20 protein-coding genes are annotated in these 18,751 nt (G+C 65.5%); 11 read left to right on the top strand and 9 right to left on the bottom strand.

Annotation, left to right across the window (positions count from 1 at the left end; genetic code table 11):
• Window positions 1-17 precede the first annotated feature (17 nt).
• The 5 genes from rimO (at window position 18) to FMM02_RS02120 (ending at window position 4,182) form a co-directional block, all read left to right on the top strand.
• Window positions 18-1,430, top strand: coding sequence for a 30S ribosomal protein S12 methylthiotransferase RimO (gene rimO / locus FMM02_RS02100; RefSeq protein ID WP_147493317.1), 1,413 nt, complete (start codon window positions 18-20; stop codon window positions 1,428-1,430).
• Window positions 1,431-1,502: 72 nt separating this feature from the next.
• Window positions 1,503-1,937 (top strand): CHRD domain-containing protein, encoded by a 435-nt coding sequence (locus FMM02_RS02105; RefSeq protein ID WP_147493318.1) that lies wholly within the window; start codon window positions 1,503-1,505, stop codon window positions 1,935-1,937.
• Window positions 1,938-1,984: 47 nt separating this feature from the next.
• Window positions 1,985-3,379 (top strand): leucyl aminopeptidase family protein, encoded by a 1,395-nt coding sequence (locus FMM02_RS02110; protein WP_147493319.1) that lies wholly within the window; start codon window positions 1,985-1,987, stop codon window positions 3,377-3,379.
• A gap of 151 nt (window positions 3,380-3,530) precedes the next feature.
• Entirely contained in the window at window positions 3,531-3,881 is a 351-nt protein-coding gene (locus tag FMM02_RS02115; protein WP_147494931.1) for a MarR family winged helix-turn-helix transcriptional regulator, read from the top strand.
• Window positions 3,882-3,891: 10 nt separating this feature from the next.
• Window positions 3,892-4,182, top strand: a complete 291-nt coding sequence (locus tag FMM02_RS02120) for an SH3 domain-containing protein (RefSeq protein ID WP_147493320.1) — start codon at window positions 3,892-3,894, stop codon at window positions 4,180-4,182.
• On the opposite strand, the gene mltG is transcribed toward FMM02_RS02120, so the two are convergent.
• The 3 genes from mltG to FMM02_RS02135 all read right to left on the bottom strand — a co-directional run bounded on the left by mltG (window position 4,179) and on the right by FMM02_RS02135 (window position 6,742).
• Window positions 4,179-5,135 (bottom strand): endolytic transglycosylase MltG, encoded by a 957-nt coding sequence (gene mltG / locus FMM02_RS02125; RefSeq protein WP_147493321.1) that lies wholly within the window; start codon window positions 5,133-5,135, stop codon window positions 4,179-4,181. The two genes, FMM02_RS02120 and mltG, sit on opposite strands and share 4 nt — an antisense overlap.
• Window positions 5,136-5,138: 3 nt before the next feature.
• Window positions 5,139-6,401, bottom strand: a complete 1,263-nt coding sequence (fabF, locus tag FMM02_RS02130; RefSeq protein ID WP_147493322.1) for a beta-ketoacyl-ACP synthase II — start codon at window positions 6,399-6,401, stop codon at window positions 5,139-5,141.
• A 104-nt stretch (window positions 6,402-6,505) separates the two neighbouring features.
• On the bottom strand, window positions 6,506-6,742 hold the full coding sequence (locus tag FMM02_RS02135) for an acyl carrier protein (RefSeq protein WP_147493323.1): 237 nt from the start codon (window positions 6,740-6,742) through the stop codon (window positions 6,506-6,508).
• 88 nt (window positions 6,743-6,830) lie between these two features.
• On the opposite strand from FMM02_RS02135, the gene FMM02_RS02140 reads away from it, so the two are divergent.
• The 3 genes from FMM02_RS02140 to FMM02_RS02150 all read left to right on the top strand — a co-directional run bounded on the left by FMM02_RS02140 (window position 6,831) and on the right by FMM02_RS02150 (window position 11,246).
• Window positions 6,831-7,298 carry a vgr related protein gene (locus FMM02_RS02140; protein ID WP_147493324.1) on the top strand — a complete coding sequence of 156 codons (468 nt, stop codon included), beginning with the start codon at window positions 6,831-6,833 and terminating at the stop codon, window positions 7,296-7,298.
• Window positions 7,299-7,414: 116 nt separating this feature from the next.
• Window positions 7,415-9,967, top strand: coding sequence for a TonB-dependent receptor (locus tag FMM02_RS02145; RefSeq protein ID WP_147493325.1), 2,553 nt, complete (start codon window positions 7,415-7,417; stop codon window positions 9,965-9,967).
• A 7-nt stretch (window positions 9,968-9,974) separates the two neighbouring features.
• Window positions 9,975-11,246: an FAD-dependent oxidoreductase gene (locus tag FMM02_RS02150; protein WP_147493326.1), complete on the top strand. Its 1,272-nt coding sequence runs from the start codon at window positions 9,975-9,977 to the stop codon at window positions 11,244-11,246.
• Window positions 11,247-11,294: 48 nt separating this feature from the next.
• Here the strand turns inward: FMM02_RS02150 and FMM02_RS02155 are convergent, their stop codons facing one another.
• The 3 genes from FMM02_RS02155 to hrcA all read right to left on the bottom strand — a co-directional run bounded on the left by FMM02_RS02155 (window position 11,295) and on the right by hrcA (window position 13,819).
• Complete coding sequence (locus FMM02_RS02155; protein ID WP_147493327.1) at window positions 11,295-11,855, bottom strand: hypothetical protein; 561 nt, start codon at window positions 11,853-11,855, stop codon at window positions 11,295-11,297.
• Window positions 11,856-12,218: 363 nt separating this feature from the next.
• Window positions 12,219-12,767 (bottom strand): nucleotide exchange factor GrpE, encoded by a 549-nt coding sequence (grpE, locus tag FMM02_RS02160; protein WP_147493328.1) that lies wholly within the window; start codon window positions 12,765-12,767, stop codon window positions 12,219-12,221.
• Complete coding sequence (hrcA, locus tag FMM02_RS02165; protein WP_425473646.1) at window positions 12,764-13,819, bottom strand: heat-inducible transcriptional repressor HrcA; 1,056 nt, start codon at window positions 13,817-13,819, stop codon at window positions 12,764-12,766. Before hrcA ends, grpE begins: the two co-directional genes overlap by 4 nt.
• A gap of 55 nt (window positions 13,820-13,874) precedes the next feature.
• Here hrcA and rph point away from each other — a divergent pair, with 55 nt between their 5' ends.
• On the top strand, window positions 13,875-14,591 hold the full coding sequence (rph, locus tag FMM02_RS02170) for a ribonuclease PH (RefSeq protein WP_147493330.1): 717 nt from the start codon (window positions 13,875-13,877) through the stop codon (window positions 14,589-14,591).
• Complete coding sequence (gene rdgB, locus FMM02_RS02175) at window positions 14,588-15,193, top strand: RdgB/HAM1 family non-canonical purine NTP pyrophosphatase (RefSeq protein WP_147493331.1); 606 nt, start codon at window positions 14,588-14,590, stop codon at window positions 15,191-15,193. The genes rph and rdgB overlap by 4 nt, the downstream gene beginning before the upstream one ends.
• Here the strand turns inward: rdgB and FMM02_RS02180 are convergent.
• Window positions 15,190-15,801, bottom strand: a complete 612-nt coding sequence (locus FMM02_RS02180; protein ID WP_147493332.1) for a CAP domain-containing protein — start codon at window positions 15,799-15,801, stop codon at window positions 15,190-15,192. The two genes, rdgB and FMM02_RS02180, sit on opposite strands and share 4 nt — an antisense overlap.
• Window positions 15,802-15,855: 54 nt before the next feature.
• Window positions 15,856-16,425 (bottom strand): CAP domain-containing protein, encoded by a 570-nt coding sequence (locus FMM02_RS02185; RefSeq protein WP_187107816.1) that lies wholly within the window; start codon window positions 16,423-16,425, stop codon window positions 15,856-15,858.
• Here FMM02_RS02185 and hemW point away from each other — a divergent pair.
• The gene (gene hemW / locus FMM02_RS02190; RefSeq protein WP_147493334.1) at window positions 16,424-17,599 is read left to right on the top strand and encodes a radical SAM family heme chaperone HemW; all 1,176 of its coding nucleotides are present in this window, start codon (window positions 16,424-16,426) and stop codon (window positions 17,597-17,599) included. The genes FMM02_RS02185 and hemW overlap by 2 nt on opposite strands.
• Here hemW and FMM02_RS02195 read toward each other — a convergent pair.
• The gene (locus FMM02_RS02195) at window positions 17,596-18,738 is read right to left on the bottom strand and encodes a penicillin-binding protein activator (protein ID WP_147493335.1); all 1,143 of its coding nucleotides are present in this window, start codon (window positions 18,736-18,738) and stop codon (window positions 17,596-17,598) included. The genes hemW and FMM02_RS02195 overlap by 4 nt on opposite strands.
• Between the last annotated feature and the right edge of the window lie 13 nt (window positions 18,739-18,751).

The following is an 18,751-nucleotide window of genomic DNA, read 5'->3' on the forward strand; positions in this document are numbered from 1 at the left end:
GGGGCGCCTCTTCCGCTATGGCTAAGACTCTTCCCACCCCACCGCGCGTCGGCATGGTTTCGCTCGGCTGTCCCAAGGCATTGGTCGACAGCGAACGCATCCTGACCAAGCTCAGGGCCAACGGCTATGACATGTCGCCCGATTATGCCGGGGCCGATGTCGTGCTGGTCAATACCTGCGGCTTCCTCGACAGTGCCAAGGAAGAAAGCCTTGAAGCGATCGGCGAAGCCATCGCCGAAAACGGCCGCGTCGTGGTCACCGGCTGCATGGGCAATGAAGCCGAGGTGATCCGCGCCCGCTTCCCCGCCGTCCTCGCCGTGACAGGGCCGCAGCAATATGAGGCAGTAGTCAATGCCGTCCTCGAAGCCGCGCCGCCGGTTGCCAATCCCTATCTCGACCTGGTCCCGGAAGCCGGGCTCAAGCTGACCCCGCGCCATTACAGCTATTTGAAGATCTCCGAAGGCTGCAATCATCGCTGCGCCTTTTGCATCATCCCCTCCATCCGCGGCGACCTTGCCAGCCGCCGTCCCGACGCGATCCTGCGCGAGGCTGAAAAGCTGGTCGCCGCCGGGACCCGGGAATTGCTGGTCATCAGCCAGGACACCTCGGCCTATGGGGTCGATATCCGCCACCAGCCGCGCGAATGGCGCGGGCGCGAGGTCCGTGCGCACATGACCGACCTTACGGCAGCGCTCGGCGAACTGCGCACGCCGGAGGGCGAACGGCCCTGGGTGCGGCTGCACTATGTCTATCCCTATCCGCACGTCGACCAGGTCATCCCGCTGATGGCCGAGGGGCTGATCACTCCTTATCTCGACATTCCCTTTCAGCACGCCAGCCCCAAGGTGCTGAAGGCGATGAAACGTCCAGCCAACGAGGCTAAGGTCCTCGAACGACTGAGGAACTGGCGCGCCATTTGCCCGGACATCGCGGTCCGATCCAGCTTCGTCGTTGGCTTTCCCGGCGAGACGGAGGAGGATTTCCAATATTTGCTCGGCTGGCTGGCCGAAGCGCGGCTCGACCGGGTCGGCGCGTTCCGCTTCGAACCGGTCGAGGGCGCAGCGGCCAATGCATTGCCCGATCCGGTGCCGGAAGAGGTCAAGGAAGAACGCTATCAGCGGGTCATGGCCCTGACCGCGCAGATCTCCGCCGACAAGCTTGCGGCCAAGGTCGGCCGGACGATCGACGTGCTGATCGACCGGGTCGACGACGTCCCGCCTCCCGGCGAACAGCCGGACAAGGGCCATTTCGATGCGCCCCACCCGCCGCATCACCATGATGTCGGCGCCACCGGCCGGTCCAAGGCGGACGCGCCGGAGATCGATGGCGAGGTCCACCTGCGCGACGCGGCCGGACTGAAGCCCGGCGATTTCGTGAAGGTGCTCATCGAGGATAGCGACGAGCACGACCTGTACGGGGTCCCGGCCTGACGAGATTGAATTGGCGGAACTTCAAAGTTTTCCAGATGTTTAGGACCTCAGGGTTCACCGAAAGGAAAAACCATGAAGCTCGCATCGATCTTTGCGGCCGGCACGCTGATTGCAGCGGGTGTCGCGGTCGCCCAGCCCGCCACGGAAGGCGGGCGCAAGCTCAATGCCGAACTGACCGGGGCTGCAGAGGTCCCGAACCCCGGCGATGCGGACGGCAGCGGGTCCGCCAGCGTGACCGTCAATCCCGGCCAGAAGCGGGTTTGCTACGAACTTGAAGTGACCGGAATCGCCGCCGCGACCGCCGCCCATATCCATGAAGCCCCCGCCGGAACCGCGGGCGGCGTCGTGGTGACTTTGGAGGCCCCCGCAGACGGCGACAGCAGCGGCTGCGTCGAAGTGTCGCGCGAGCTTGCGCTCGAGATCCTCAAGCGTCCCGCCGATTATTATGTGAATGTCCATAACGCGGAATTCCCCGGCGGCGCGCTGCGCGGACAGCTCGGCAAATAATCCTTGCGCATTTGTCGCCCGGCCCGCGCATCCGCTAAGGCCGGGCGATGACTGACTTCGCTTCCATGCTCCAGGCCGATCGTGGCGGCCCGGCCCACCCCATCCACCTCGTCGACAAGAAGACGGCAGCCGACTGGATCAAGCGGCAACCGCCTGCCCGGCGCACACTGCTCGATGCCGCCCGATTTGAAGGCAAGGTCCCCTATCAGTTCGCCATTCTGCCCGGTGCCGGCAGCGACCCGTTTGAACTGGTAGCGACGGTCGCCAATGTCGACGAGCTTTCCCCATGGTGCCTGGCCAAGTTGGGCGAGTCGCTGCCCGAGGGCCGCTACCGTCTCGCCGAAGGGGACCCGGGACCGGCCGCGCTCGGCTGGATGCTCGCCCAACATCGCTTTGCCGCCTACAAGTCGGACCATGAACCCCGCGGTCCTGCGGTGCTGCTGACCCGCGAAGCCGCCGACGTCGACCGCACGGTCCGGATCGCCGAGGCGACGGTGATGGTTCGCGACCTCGTCGACACGCCCGCCTCCGACCTAGGACCGGCCGAAATCGAACAGGCAGTCCGGGACATGGCGAAAGTTCATGGCGCCAAGGTGGAGGTCATCTCCGGCGATGCGCTTGTCCGGGACTATCCGATGATTGCCGCAGTCGGCCAGGGCGCCGCACGCGACCGCGCGCCGCGGCTGATCGCGCTCCATTGGGGCAAGGACGATGCGCCCAGGATCGCGATCGTCGGCAAGGGCGTCTGCTTCGACAGCGGCGGGCTGGACATCAAGCCGGCGGCAGGCATGCGGCTGATGAAGAAAGACATGGGGGGCGCGGCCCACGCGCTCGCCCTGGCCCGGCTGGTGATGGCGGAAAAACTGCCGCTGCGCCTGCACCTGCTGGTCCCGGCGGTCGAGAACAGCATTTCCGCCAACGCCTTTCGACCCGGGGACATCATCGCCAGCCGCAAGGGGCTGAAGGTCGAAATCGACAACACCGACGCCGAGGGCCGGCTGGTCCTCGGCGATGCGCTGACCCGCGCTGGCGAGGAAGAGCCCGAACTCATCCTCGATTTCGCAACGCTCACCGGCGCGGCCCGGATCGCGCTGGGCCCGGACCTGCCGGCGATGTTCTGTAACGACGAGGAGCTTGCCAGGGACCTCAAGTGTCACGCCGACGCCGAGACCGACCCGGTGTGGCGGATGCCGCTGTGGGACGGCTATGACGAAATGTTGAAATCCGACCTTGCCGACCTCAGCAATTCGGCGGATTCGCCCCTAGCTGGCTGCATCACCGCGGCGCTGTTCCTTCGCCGCTTCGTTGCCGAAGGCACGCCATGGGTCCATTTTGACACCTTCGCCTGGCGGCCGTCGGCCAAGCCCGGCCGGCCCAAGGGGGGTGAGGCAATGGGGTTGCGCGCCGCCTTTGGGCTACTGCGGGCGCGATACGCCAGCTGACGCGCATTCTCGCCGATCAACATACTGCGCTGGTTTTTCGCGCGTTTCATGGCGTTCCACGCAACTAAAGCGCTGCTGCGCGGTTTCATTTTCCAAGACGCGAAGAACAGAAAGCTGCTGGACAATGAGTAATCCCTCGCTGTCGGGCTGGATGCATGCGCTGATCCAGTATGTACGGTCCGGCGAACCCGATCTGACCAACCGGCAGATGGCCCTGCTGATGTTGGTTTACCAAACTCCAGGCCCCCATACGGTGCGCGGACTGGCGCGCCAGCTGGGCGTTTCCAAACCGGTCGTCACCCGCGCCTTGAATACGTTGGGCGCACTCGGCTATCTGCGCCGCGAGAGAGACCAGGACGATCGGCGCAATGTGTTTGTCGTCCGTACCAATGACGGGGCGGAATTCCTTGAAGGATTCAAACAATATCTCCGCGCGGGCGGCGGCGACGTCGAGCGGCGGCCATTCATCGGGTCCAAGGAACCGGCATTCGCAGCCCGTTGAGAGCTTCGCGTTGACTGGACCATCCGACCTGCCCGATCCGGCAACCCATGCCTATCGCAAGGATCTGGCGGACACCGCGCTGGCAGGGCGCGTCATCGCCTCCCATTATGCCGAACCCCTGGTTCGGCACCTCGTCGCCCCGGCAAGCCTCCACCCCAGCCCTGACCCCGCGTCCGAGCCTGTGGCCAGCCTTGAGGTGGGCATGGAAATGCTGATGCTCGACAACAGCCGGGGATGGGCCTGGGGCTATGGTCCGGATGGTCGGGTCGGCTATGTCCGGTCGGACGCGGTCGGGGTCTAGATTCCCTTTTCGCGGCGGTACTTCCGCCATTTCGCGACATTGGCATTATGTTCCTGGAGCGTTCGGGCAAAGACATGCCCGCCGCTGCCGTCGGCGACATAATAGAGCGCGTCCGTCTTCGCCGGGTTAAGCACCGCGGCAAGGCTTTCACGCCCGGGATTGGTGATCGGCCCGACCGGAAGGCCGGCCTTGCGGCGCGTATTATAGCCATTGTCGGCGGCCAGTTCGGACTTGCGAATCATCCGCCCAAGCGGCTTGCCCTTGGTGATCGGGTAGATCGTCGTCGCGTCGGCGCCCAGCGCCATGCCGATCCGGAGCCGGTTGGAAAGCACGCCCGCGACCATCGGCCTTTCGCTCGCCTTGCCGGTCTCCTTCTCGACAATCGAGGCAAGGATGACTGCCTCGCGCGGGGAATCGACGACGCTGTGCGCCGCCCGCTTGGCCCATTCCTCGGCAAGCGCCTTGTCCATCGCCGCGGTCATCCGCTCCAGCACCGCAGCGCGGGTCTCGCCCGCCTGCCAATCATAGCTGTCGGGAAGCACCGAGCCTTCCTCGGGAACGGGCGCCTCTCCGGTCAGCTCGGAGACTGCTGCAAGCTTTTCATGGACCAGCACCGCGGGCATGCCCTCCGGAATGGTCAGCAGCCGGACCACCGGGCGGCCATGCTGCAGGATCTCGAGGATCGATGAGGCACTGGCGCCGGCGGGAATTGCGAACTCGCCAGCCTGGATCGGGTCGGACGAGCCCAGCAGCCGGGCGAAAGCTTTGAAGGTCGTGGCGTTGCCCGCAATCAGGCCGTCACGGTCGAGCTGCTCGGCGACCGACGACAGGCTTGCGCCCTCGGCGACGGTCAACCGGACCGGCTGGTCGACGGAGCCGCGAAACCAGAATCCCCACAGCAGCAGCAGCGCCGCCAGGCCGATGAGGATGGCGGCGCCGAAAAGCCTGCGCATGCCTTAATCGACCGCTTTTACCACCAGCGAGGCATTGGTCCCGCCGAAGCCGAAGCTGTTGTTGAGCGCGGCGCGCACGGTCCGCTTCTTGGCGGTGTGCGCGACGAGGTCGACGCCGGCGGTTCCCTCGCTCGGATTGTCGAGATTGAGCGTCGGCGGTACGATCTGGTCGCGGATGGCAAGGATGCAGAAGATCGTCTCGACCGCACCCGCGCCGCCCAGCAGGTGGCCGATCGCCGACTTGGTCGAGCTCATCGAGATATTGGCGACCTCATTCCCGAACAGCTTGCGCACCGCGCCAAGCTCCAGCTCGTCGCCAAGCGGTGTCGAGGTGCCGTGGGCGTTGATATAATCAATGTCGGCCGGGCTCATGCCCGCCTTTTTCAACGCCATTTCCATCGACCGGTAAGCGCCCGACCCTTCGGGATGCGGAGCCGTAACATGGTGGGCATCGCCCGACAGGCCGTACCCGACCACTTCGGCATAGATTTTCGCGCCGCGCGCCTTGGCATGCTCATATTCCTCGAGCACCACGACCCCGGCGCCTTCGCCCATGACGAAGCCGTCGCGGTCCTTGTCATAGGGGCGCGATGCCTTTTCGGGCTGGTCGTTGAACGCCGTCGACAGGGCGCGCGCCTGGGCGAAACCGGCAATGCCGATCGGGCAGATGGTCGCCTCGGAACCGCCGGCCAGCATGATGTCGGCATCGCCGTCCTTGATCATCCGCGCCGCGTCGCCGATCGAATGGGCGCCGGTGGAGCAGGCGGTCACCACCGCATGGTTGGGCCCCATCAGCCCATATTTGATGCTGACCTGGCCGGATACGAGGTTGATCAGCCGCCCGTGAACGAAGTGCGGGCTGACCCGGCTGGGCCCTTTTTCCGCAAGGACCAGCGATTCACTCTCGATTCCCGGCAATCCGCCGATTCCGCTGCCTATCGAGCAGCCCGCGCGAAACTTGGTCGCCTCGTCCATGTCGGTAAGACCAGCGTCCTCAATTGCCTGTCCGGCGGCGTCGATGCCATAGACGATGAATGGGTCGACCTGGCGCTGGACCTTGTGATCGACGCGCTTGCCCGGGTCGAAGCCATAATCATGGTCGGCGGGCTTTACCTCGCAGGCGATGCGGCACTTCTGGTCCGACGCGTCGAAGCGCGTGATCGGCCCCGCGCCGGACTTTCCGGCCAGGATATTGGCCCATGCGGTCTCGACGTCCGCTCCAAGCGGCGTCACCAGACCCAATCCCGTCACCACCACACGACGCATGCAATCACCCCTTCAGTGCATCTTCAAACGCAAACGGCCTCCCGCGCGAAACGGGAAGCCGTTCGTGCCGCCTTATGGGCGGGCGGCAGCCAATCGGTTCCCGATTAGCCCTTATTCTGGTCGATATAGACGATCGCGTCCTTGACGGTCGTGATCTTCTCCGCCGCATCATCGGGGATCTCGACGCCGAATTCTTCTTCAAACGCCATGACCAGCTCGACAATGTCGAGGCTGTCGGCGCCCAGATCGTCGATGAAGCTCGCTTCTTCGGTGACTTTCTCGGCTTCGACGCCCAGATGTTCGACAACGATCTTCTTCACGCGATCGGCGGTCTCGCTCATGTAACTTTCCTTCCCGTGTGATTTTGCGCTGCCCTAGCGTCAGGCGCGGCACTGGGCAAGCACCAGTTGCGTCCCTAAATCCGGGGTCATGACCGCATCGCGTTCCCTGACCGACGGCGAAATCGCGCTTGCCCGGACGATGTTCGGCAATGCAATCGATTATGGCCGGGTGCGAATGGTCCGCCGCAAATGGTGGCCGTTCCAGCCGCGCGGGATCGTCATGGCGCCGACCGGCAATATTCACTTCCATCCCCGAAGCGCGCTCTGGTCCGACGATTTCTCGAGCGCGCCACTGCCGCTGCAAGGCCTGTTCATCCACGAGATGACCCATGTCTGGCAGGTCCAGAAGCGCGGCCGCTTCTACCTTGTGCTGATGCGCCATCCCTTCTGCCGCTATGCCTATGAGCTGGTCGATGGCCGAGCGTTCGACCGCTACGGCCTGGAGCAGCAGGCCGAGATCGTGCGCCACATCTTCCTGCAGAAACAAGGTGCACCAGTGAAAAATGGCGAGGAGCTGGCGAAACTCGCCGAGGGAATGAGGCTCGGCTGGGGCTGAACGCCACTGTCACCGTATGGTCACAGTGGGGAACTGAAACGTTACCCCCCCCTTCCCGCGGGAATTAAGTCGCATAGTGTGCCGTTCATCTGGGATTCCAACAGGGGGAATTTACGATGTCCTGCCGATCCGATCTTATCCGACACCTACTCGTCGGCGTCGCCGCCATGGCGATCGCCGCGCCTGCCTATGCTCAAACCGACGAGGAAGAGCAGGCCCAGGCAATCAACCAGGCCACCGAGGCCGAGGCCAATCAGGGCGATGTCATCATCGTCACCGCGACCAAGCGCGCCTCTACCGTCCAGGACGTGCCCTTCTCGATTAATGCGCAGACGCAGGAAGACATCCAGCGCGCCAACGCCAACACGATCGAGGATATCAGCCGCAACGTTGCCGGCCTTACTGTTCAGAATCTCGGGCCGGGGCAGAGCCAGGTTTCGGTTCGCGGCGTGTCGGCGGGACAGATCGTTCGCGATCAGCCGGGCGTCAAGGAACAGGTCGGCGTCTACCTCGACGAAAGCGTCGTCTCGCTGTCGCTTTTCACGCCCGACTTCGACCTGTTCGACCTCAACCGCGTTGAAACGCTTCGCGGGCCGCAGGGCACGCTGTTCGGTTCGGGCAGCGTCGGCGGAACGATTCGCTACATCACCAACCAGCCCCGGCTCGGCCGGATGGAAGGGATGGTCGAAGCCAATATCAACCATGTGAAGGATGGCGAGCTTGGCGGTCATCTGAAGGGCGCGATCAACATCCCGCTCGGCGACACGCTGGCGGCTCGGGTGGTCGGCTACTGGACCAAATATCCCGGCTTCATCGATGCGCTCGGCCCGGCGGGCGGCGAGAATGTCAACGACGGCCGGCGCGCAGGCGTCCGCGCCTCGCTGCTGTGGGAACCGACCGACCAGCTGAAGCTCACCCCGCGGGTGGTATATCAGAAGGTCCGGGCTGACGGTTTCAACCGGCAGGAAGTGTTCAACCTGTTCGCCAATGAGCTGAGCACGACCCGGCCGCAGGTCGAATTCGACGAGCGCGAACAATATTTGCTGCTGCGTGAGAAGTTCAAGGACGACACGCTGCTCACCGACCTCACCGCCTCCTACGATTTCGGGGCGGTCGAGTTGACGTCGATCACCAGCTACATGAACCGCGACATCTATGTCGGCCGCGACGCATCGGCGCTGACCGGTTCGATTTCCGACGACATCGACCTGCCGCATTCGGCGGTGCTGCTGCCATCGAACCTGGTCGACACAACCGACCTCAAGACCTGGTCGCAGGAACTGCGGCTCGGCTCGACCGGAAGCGGACCGTTCCAGTGGGTTGCCGGCATTTTCTATTCAAATGTCGACCGCGATTATTCGCAGACCCTTCCGACCCCCGGCTATGCCGATGCGGTCGGCGGACCGACCGGCGGTACAGCCAATCCGGATTCGCCCTACAACAGCTTCCTCACCTACGACATCACCCAAAAGGCGGTGTTCGGCGAGGCAACCTACGACTTCGGCCAGTTCAAGCTGACGGCGGGCGGGCGCTATTATGACTTCAAGGAAGACCGGACCTTCAACAACCAGGGCATCTTTACTGCGGGCAACAGCCTTCGGCAGGTGACCAAGTCGGACGGCATCAGCCCGCGCTTCATCGCCACCTGGGAACCGAGCCGCAACCTCAGCGTCAACCTGCAGGCGGCCAAGGGTTTCCGCCTCGGCGGTGCCAACGATCCGCTCAACCTGCCGATCTGCGAACCCGAAGATGTCGATATCTTCGAGCCTTTCTCGGGTTCGTACGACGACGAGACGCTGTGGAACTATGAAGCCGGGGTCAAATATCAAAAGGGCCCGGTGACGTTCAACGCAGCGATCTTCCATTCTAAGATCCGCGACCTGCAGGTCACGCTCGACGCCGGCAGCTGCTCGTCGCGCATCGTCTTCAACGTCGATAAGGCGCACACCACCGGCGGCGAAGTTGAAATCGCCCTGCGGCCGGCCCCGGGCCTCGACCTGTCGCTGTCCGGCAGCCTGGTCGAAGCCGAATTCGACAGCAGCCTGCCAGGCGACCTGGCGGTCAGCACCGGCATCCGCAAGGGCAACCGCCTGCCATCGGTGCCAAAGTTCCAGATGGCCGCGGCGGCGACCTATACCACCCGGTTCAGTGACGCGGCCGAATGGTACATCAACGCCAGCTTCCAGCACGTCGGAACGCGCTACACCCAGCCGTCCGACCAGGAAGATAATCCGCGGACCTTCGTCTATGGCAATGACTTCGGCGGAATCCCGATGGGCGCGGGCACCACGCTCGACCTCAAGCTTCCGTCGTACAACCTGGTCAACCTGTCGACCGGCGTGGCCTGGGACAGCGGGACTGAAGTGGTGCTCTACGTCAACAACCTGTTCGATAAAAACGCCCTGCTGTCGTTCGACCGCGAACGCGGCGGTCGTGCCCGGCTCGGTTACAGCATCGGCCAGCCGCGGACGATCGGGCTGACTGTGCGGCAGAAGTTTGGGGCGGCTCCGCCGCCCCCGCCACCTCCTCCGCCACCGCCTCCGCCGCCTCCGCCGCCGGCGACCCAGACCTGCGCCGACGGATCGGTGATCCTGGCGACGGAAAGCTGCCCGCCTCCGCCGCCGCCTCCTCCTCCGCCACCGCCGCCGCCGGAACCTGAACGGGGCTAAGCGAACCATGACGGAAGCAGGCAAGGGCAGCCGCGCCTCGCTTCCGTCGCTGACCCGTCGATCGCTGATCGGCGGCATGACGGCCGGGGCCATCGCTCCGGCCGTTTTGCGTGCCTCCAAGCCAGGCAGCGCGGGGCACATCGCAGTGGTCGGCGCGGGCGTGTTCGGGGCCTGGACCGCCGAGCATCTCCACCGCGCCGGGCATCGCGTCACCCTGGTCGACATGGCGGGACCGGCGCACGGCCGCGCCAGCTCCGGCGGGGAAAGCCGGATGACCCGTGCCGCCTATGGCAAGGACGACATCTATACCCGCATGGCCTGGGCTAGCCTTGCCGAATGGAAGGCGCTTAGCGATCGCGCCGCCCTTCCCCTGTTCCACCCACATGGCGTGCTGTTTTTCTCCAACGTCGCCGACGATTATTTCCGCGGCAGCATCGCAGTGCATCGCCAGCTGAACCTGCCGATCGAGGAACTTGATCGCGCGGGCATGCAGCGCCGCTTCCCGATGATCGATTTCGACGGGGTTGGGATCGGCCTTTACGAACCAGGCTTCGGCGCGCTGATGGCGCGGCGCAGCGTGCAGACGCTGGTGCGCGGCTTCACCGCCGCCGGTGGCCGTTTCCTGCACGAAGCCGCCCATGTCGTTCAGCAGGGCGCGGGCAGGCCCGCCGCGCTGCGGCTGGGAAGCGGCGCCATGCTTGAAGCAGACACTTTGGTCTTCGCGCTTGGCCCTTGGCTGCCCAAGCTCTTCCCCGACCTGCTCGGCCGCCGAATCTTCGCTACGCGACAGGAGATTTTCTATTTCGCAGCCCCGCCCGGCGACCGGCTTTTCCAGCCTGCCGCCATGCCCGGCTGGGCCGATTTCAATGGCGGAGAAGTGTTTTACGGTTTCCCCGACCTTGAGGCGCGCGGGCTCAAGTTCGCCAATGACCAGCATGGCGTCTTGGTCGATCCCGACACCCAGTCGCGCGAGCCGACCCGCGCCGCGATCGACCAGATCATTGCCTTCCGCGACCGCCGCTTCCCGCTGCTGAGGGGCGCGCCACTTATCGGAGCCGAGGTCTGCCAGTATGAAAACAGCAGCAACGGCGACTTTCTGATCGACCGCCACCCGACCCTGCCCAACGTGGTGCTCGTCGGCGGCGGGTCAGGCCATGGCTTCAAGCACGGCCCTGAAGTCGGCCGCCGCGCTGCCGCGCTGGCGTTCGGCGGGAGGCAGGAAGAGCCCCGGTTTACGCTGGCGACGAAGGACGAAACGCAGAAGCGCGAGGTGCATTAGACTAGCGCTCCCGATGCTATGGCTGGAAAGCGGAAATTGGCGCGATTGTCAGCGGTCGCAGTCGTGCAGCGCCCGGAGCGAGAAGTCGACGTGAAGCCGGGCGTGCCTTGCATATTCCCTTGCATCGTCCAGGCTTGCCGAACCCAGCGTCAGCGACGCCCATCCCACCACGCGCTGGGGATGGCTTGGCAGCGAAGGAAAGCTGTTGGCCTCCGGTCGCCATCGGGCGATGGCATTTTCCAGTTGCGACCAGCGCAGCGCCGGGTTGCTCCACTCGCCGCCCAAGACATCGGCATTTACGCAACGATTTTCGTTCGGCCCGGCAAGACCGGCTTCTCCCTTTAGTCCCGGAAGGATTCCAACCGGACTTGCGCCGCCGACCTCACCGTTGCGGTCGGCATCGCCATAAAATGGGCCATGCGCGCCAACGACGATATTGCGCGCCTCCTCCGCTGCGGCATGGGCCACGGCCAATGTGGAAGCGTCCTGCCAGCGCAGGACCGCCCGATCCAGACGGGCGAGCCGCGACGCCAGCGTTTCAGGCGCTGTCGAGGCCGTCAGGGCCGGGGCTGCAACTGCGTCATCCCTGGCGTCGGCAGACGATGCCATTTCTGACGTCGGCCTTTCAGGCGCGCCGCAAGCCGCCAGCATCAGCGAACCCGACAGCAAAGACGCAAGCGCGCTCCTGCTTAGCAAGTGCTCAGAGCCTGTACCGGGGCGGATCCTTTTGCTCGGTGCCCGCATCATGACCCTCCTGAAGTTCATTACATTGCCTGCAACGCCCCACTGTGCGATTCGGTTGAATTATCGATGCTCCAACGCTGGCGGCCGAAGTAGGTAGAGGCCAACATTGGCCGCTACGTCATAAAGGCGATTACTGCTTCGGGCTGCACGGCGTGATGACTAATGCTGTTTTGCGCAATGCCGCGGGTCAATGCGCAATGCGTCGCTTCCAACACTCCCGATTCCGGCTCAGCCTTCTTTTGCCACGCCAACCAGCGCTGGGCGGAGCAGGCGGTCCTTGAGCATGTAGCCGGACTGCATTTCCTCGACGATCGTGCCGGCCGAGGCCTTGTCGGTGGCGATTTCGATCATCGCCTGATGCTTGTGCGGGTCGAGCGGCTTGCCGACGGATTCGACGCGGACGACGCCCTGGCGGGCAAATACCGCATCTAGTTCGCGCAGGGTCGAGCGGATGCCTTCGACGAAGCTGGCGACCTTGTCGTCGGCCAGCGCCGCTTCGGGCACATGGCTCAATGCCCGGTCGAGATGGTCGCGCACGCTCAGCATGTCGCGGGCAAAGCCGGTCGCGGCATAGGTCGATGCCTGCTGCTTTTCGGATTCCAGCCGGCGGCGGACGTTCTGGGTCTCGGCGGCGGCGTAAAGCGCCTTGGCATTCGCCTCCTCGAGCAGCTTCTCAAGCTCCGCCACCCGGTCATGCTCGGCAAGTTCCGGCGCCTCCGCGGCAGTTTCCTCGCGGATGGTCTCGGCTTCGTCGTGCAGGTCTTTCTTGTCGTTCATCGCATATATCTCGTCAGGGCTTGGGCGGTGAAATCCACCATGGGGACGACGCGGGCATAGTTCAATCGTGTCGGACCGATCACGCCGACCACCCCGACTACTTTCCCATCGCTCCCGCGGTACGGTGCGGCGATAACGCTGGAACCCGATAAAGCGAACATCCGATTTTCGCTGCCGATGAAAATCCGGCAGCCTTCGCCTTCGCGGGCGTTTTCGAGCAGGCGGGCAATGTCCTGCCGATCTTCCAGCTCATCGAGCAGGCGGCGGACCCGGTCGAGGTCCGCGGCCGTGCCCTCGTCGATCAGATTGGCCTGGCCACGGACGATCAGCACCGGCCGCTGGGCATGGTCCTCGCTCCAGTCTGCAAGACCGCGCGCGACCAGCTCGGCCGCGGCACCGTCGATCGCCTCGCGGCGCTCAACAATCTCCTCCCGCAGCTGGGCGACCGCTTCGGCCAGCGTCTTGCCGGCCAGCCGCGCGCTGACGAAATTGCCAACCTCGTTCAGCGCCAGCGGACTTGTTCCGGGCGGGATCGGGACGACCCGGTTCTCGACATTGCCGTCCATCCCGACCAGCACCGCCAACGCCCGGTCGGGCGCCAGCGGGACGAAGCTCAGCTGGCGCAGCATCAGTTCATTCTTGGGAGCAAGCACTACCCCGGCGCAGGCCGATAGGCCCGACAGCGCGGCGGTTGCCGCGGATAATGCCTCCTCGATCGGCCGGTCGGTAAGCTGCGATTCGATCGCCGCCCGCTCTCGCGCCGGCGGCAGGCTGGACCGCATGATCCCGTCGACGAAAAGGCGCAGCCCCGTCTCGGTCGGGATTCGGCCTGCCGACGTATGCGGGTGAGTCAACAGTCCCCGCTCCTCCAGTTCCTGCATAACGCCCCGGATCGAGGCGGGCGACAGGCTGACGGCGCCAGCAATGGCCTTCGACCCGACCGGCTGTCCGCGGTCGATATAGGCTTCGACTACCAGCCGAAAAATGTCGCGCATGCGGTGAGTGAGGTCGCCGATCGGCTCGTTCATAGCAGCGATGTAGGGCGAACCCATTTGAAAGCCAACGGATGCCAGTCTAGGGCAGCTCCACCATTTACAGGAGAATTGCATGCGCCCCAGTGGACGCGCGCCCGACCAGATGCGCGAACTTCGGTTCGAACCGGCCTTTACCAAACATGCCGAGGGCTGCTGTCTGGTCAGCTTTGGCGACACCCGCGTGCTAGTCACCGCCAGCGTCGAGGACCGCGTCCCGCCGTTCCTTCGCGGCAAGGGCCAGGGCTGGGTCACCGCCGAATATGGCATGCTTCCCCGCGCCACTCACACCCGCGGCAACCGCGAGGCGGCCAAGGGCAAGCAGTCGGGCCGGACTCAAGAAATCCAGCGGCTGATCGGCCGTTCGCTTCGCGCCGTGGTCGACCTCACCAAGCTTGGCGAACGGCAGGTCATCGTCGACTGCGACGTGATTCAGGCCGATGGCGGCACCCGCACCGCCGCAATTTCCGGCGCCTGGGTGGCGCTGCGCATCGCGATCGACAAATTGCTTGCCGCCGGAAGCCTTGCCGCCGACCCAATCATCAGCCAGGTCGCAGCGGTCAGCTGCGGGATTTATGAGGGCAACCCGGTGCTCGACCTCGATTATATCGAAGACAGCAGCGCCCATTCGGACGGCAATTTCGTGCTTACCGGCGACGGCAATATCGTCGAGGCCCAGCTTACCGCCGAAGGCGCGACCTTTGATGAGGAAAGCCTGCTTCGCCTGCTCCGGCTTGCCCGAATGGGCTGCGACCAGATATTCCGCGCGCAGCTGAAGGCGGCCGGCCAATGAAGGCGATCGGTCCCAAGCTGGTCATCGCCACCCATAATGCCGGCAAGCTTCGCGAAATCCGCGACCTGCTCGCCCCGTTCGGGATCGAGTGCGTCGGCGCGGCCGAGCTGAACCTCCCCGAGCCCGAGGAGATCGGAAATACATTCGTCGACAATGCCGAACTAAAGGCCCGGGAGGCGGCCGATCTTAGCGGGCTCCCTGCACTGGCCGACGACAGCGGCCTGAGCGTCGATGCGCTGCATGGCAATCCCGGCATCTTCTCCGCCCGCTGGGCCGAGGACGAGGCGGGCAACCGCGACTTTACCCGGGCGATGGAGCGGGTCTGGCAAGAGGTGGAGGCCGCTGGTCCCGATGCTGGCCATGACGCGCACTTTGTGTGCGCCCTGTCGCTGGCCTGGCCCGACGGCAGCATCGAAAGCTTCGAAGGCAAGGTCCACGGCACACTGGTGTGGCCGCCGCGCGGGGACAAGGGCTTTGGCTATGACCCGATGTTCATCGCCGCGGGAATGGACCAGACCTTTGCCGAGATCGAGCCGGCCGACAAACATGCCATCAGCCATCGGGCCGAGGCGTTTCGCAAGCTGATCGACGCGCTGGCCTAGTCGCGGCGCGTAGCGATCTGGGTCGCGCCCGCCTGCGGATCGACCGGCGCAAGCGGGTCCCGGCCCGCGGCGAGGTGGAAGCCGTCCTTGTTTCCAGCCGGCGAATAGCGGCAGACGAAATAGTCGGTCGTCGCGCTCGTCGCGACGGCGCAGCCAACATGGGTCGTGGTCGGCCAGACAATCTGCGTATAATGGGCGACCGCTTCCCAATTGCCGCTGCGGCTGTTGTCAGGAAAGGCGCCCGGCCGGAACAATTTCTGTTCGTCGACCATCACCTGGACCATCACGTCGTAGGAAAAGACCCCGCGCGGCCCGCGCCACAGGTTTTCGCCTGCCGTCTTGCGCCGTCCGGGCGTCTTGTCATGGCCATAGATCCCGGTGCGCGCCATATAGTCGGCATGGGCCATCGCCCCGGCCGCCAATTCCTCGCTCCACTGCAGCGGCGCCACCCCGAAATCGCGCCGCGCAAGATTATGCAGGCTGAGCACAGTCGCCTTCAGCAGCATCGGCCCGCGGTCGGCGGGCGCCGGCCAGTTGGGACTGGGAAGGGTCGCGGACGCCGCCGGAACGGCGAGCGACGCAAGGCATAGGGCGATAGCGCGCAGCATGCCCCAACCCTGCGCCAGCCACGGTTAACAGGCGGCTTGGCGCCGTGGTTAAGATCAGCGAAGCCTTGTCCCGACGACATTGCCCGCCGGCCAGTAACGGCAGACGAGATAGTCATGGCTGCGGCTCGACGCCGTGGCGCAGCCAACCCGCTGGGTCGTTGGCCAGATGATCTGCGTATAATGGCCGACCGCTGAAAAATCGCCGGTGCGGCTGTTGGTCGGGACCGGGCCGGGGCGGTAATGGCGCCTTTCGTTCACCCAGCCGCCAACCATCTCCGCATAGCTGTAGGCGGCGCGCGTGCCCATGAACAGATTTTCGCCCTGCGGGGCCGGGCCGCGGTTGGCCGGGTCATGCTCGAACCGCCCGCTAGCGGCGAGCCGCCTGGCATAGACCATGGCCGAGCGCGCCAGCGCCGGATCCCAGCTCAGCGCCGCGACGCCATAGCTCGCCCGCGCGCTGTTATGGCCGTCGAGCATCGCGCTGATCAGCAGCCGCTCGCCGCGCGGCGCCGGGCGGGGGTCAACCCAAGGCACCGATTCGCGCTGGATCGTCGGCCGGAATTGCTCGCCCGGGGCGGCGGCTGGAACAATCAGGGCAAGACCCGTAAGGAGCGCACGCATCATGGCCGCCATCGCTACACAGCCGCGGCTGAACGCCGCCCAAACGGACGTTCCGCTGGCGCTATACGTCCACTGGCCATTTTGCGTCAGCAAATGTCCCTATTGCGATTTCAACAGCCATGTCCGTGCCTCCGTTGACCAGCAGGCCTGGCGCGATGCGCTTCTCGCTGACCTTGCGCATGAAGCCGCGCTTCTTCCGGGACGGCAGCTGGCCTCGATCTTTTTCGGCGGCGGCACGCCTTCGCTGATGGAGCCGGCCACCGCCGGGGCGATCATCGAGGCCGCGCAGCGCCACTGGAGCACTGCCGACGATCTTGAAGTGACGCTGGAGGCCAATCCCAACAGCGTCGAGGCGGCCCGCTTCCATGAACTTGGCGCCGCCGGGGTCAACCGAATCAGCCTGGGCCTGCAGAGCTTCGACGATCGCGCCCTTGCCTTCCTAGGCCGGGCGCATGGCGCCGCCGAAGGGCTTGCCGCGGTGGCAATAGCGCAGGAAGCGGTGCCGCGGGTCAGTTTCGACCTCATCTATGCGCTGCCCGGCGATAGCGAGGAAGGCTGGGCCCGCGACCTCGACCGCGCGCTTGCACTCGGCACCGAGCATCTGTCGCTTTACCAGCTGACGATCGAGCCGGGGACGCGCTTTGCCACGATGGTCGCCCGCCATGAATTCGCGCCGCTCGACACAGACCGTTCGGCTTGCCTGTTCGAACTGACCCAGGCGCGGACGACCGCGGCCGGCCTCCCCCCTTATGAAATTTCCAATCATGCCCGGCGGGGCGCGGAGAGCCGGCATAACCTCAGCTACTGGCGCTACCGCGACTATGCCGGGGTTGGTCCGGGGGCGCATGGGCGGCGATCGGGGATGCGTACCGTGCGCCATCGCAAGCCGGAGAATTTCCTGTCGGCGGTGGCGCGCAACGGCCACGGCCTCGTCGAGGAAGAATTGCTCCTGCCGCGCGAGGCCGCCGACGAGGCGCTGGTGATGGGCCTCAGGCTTGCCGAAGGGATCGATCCCGGGGCGCTGGCCAGGCGGCTGGGGGTCGAGCGGATCGTCGACGACGCCGCGGTCGACCGGCTGGCGGGACATGGCCTGCTGCAGCGCGAGGGGACGCGGCTGCGCACGACCCCCGCGGGCCGGCTGCTGCTCGATTCTATCCTGGCGGAAATTGCCGCCTAGAAGCTTGGCGGCGCCGGAACCAATATACTCGATCCGGTGGCGCTGACCTGCCGGACTTCGAGCAGTCTTTCGGCGACCCCGTCACGCCCGAAGCGAAATGCGCCATCGACCCCGCCAAAGCCATCGCGGGCGATCAGCCGGGCCGCCGGGAACGGCCGGCCCACCGGCCAGTCGCGCGCGCTGCGCACGGCCAGCAGCGCCGCGTCATAGCCAAGGCTTGCAAGGCGATAAGGCGTGCGGCCGTAGCGGGCGCGATAGCGGGTCACAAGCTGGTCAAATCGGGCATTGGGGGCCGCCGCATACCAGGCGCCGCGCAGAGCCACGGTGCGGCCGATCGTGCGGTCCGTGGCCCATAGTTCGGTTCCCAGCCGGCGCGGGCCGACCTTGATCGCCGGCGCTGCCAGTGCCGCCATTTGTCCGCTGTCGCCGATCAGGACCGCGCCGAAATCGCCCCGCGCGTTGAGACGCTGGGCAGCGGCCGCAACACCAGCGGACGAGCGGTTGTAGTTTTCCATGGCCACCACCCGGCCGCCGGCCTTGCGCACCGCGTTGAGCAGCGCCTGCGCGGCGCGCCGGCCATAGACTCCGGTCGGGACCAGCGCCGCATAGCTGGTGATGCCGCGGCCACGGGCATAGGCGACGATCCGGCCAATCGACTGGTCGGGGGTCATGCCCATGATGAAGACGCCGTTGCCGGCGACGTTCTCATCGTTGGAAAAGCTGATGATGGGTACGCCCGCGCGCCGCGCCACCGGAGCCGCGGCGCGCACATCCTCGGCCAGCAAGGGACCCAGGATCAGCCGGTTGCCCTCGGCGATCGCACGCGACGCCGCGGCGGCCGCGCCGCCGGGAATGGTGCTGTCATAAACGTTGATCCGGATCGACTTTTCGCCGGTATCGGCAAGCGCCAGCCTGGCCGCGTTCGAAATCGATGTCCCGACCGGTCCATCCTCCCCGGTCAAGGGCACGATGACCGCCACCTGGTTTGCGGCCTGTTCGACGGGCAGGCGCGGCGGCTCGGCGGGCCCCGGAAGCGGGCCGCGCGGCCCGGTCTGGCACCCCCCCAGCACGACGATGGCACCGGCCATCCCGATCAGAAATGCGCGCCGCGCTTGCCGAAGGGTTGGTTTCAATGCCATGCCAATTCTTCCC

The sequence above is a fragment of the Sphingomonas xanthus genome, from assembly GCF_007998985.1.
In the GTDB taxonomy this organism is placed as follows: domain Bacteria; phylum Pseudomonadota; class Alphaproteobacteria; order Sphingomonadales; family Sphingomonadaceae; genus Sphingomicrobium; species Sphingomicrobium xanthum.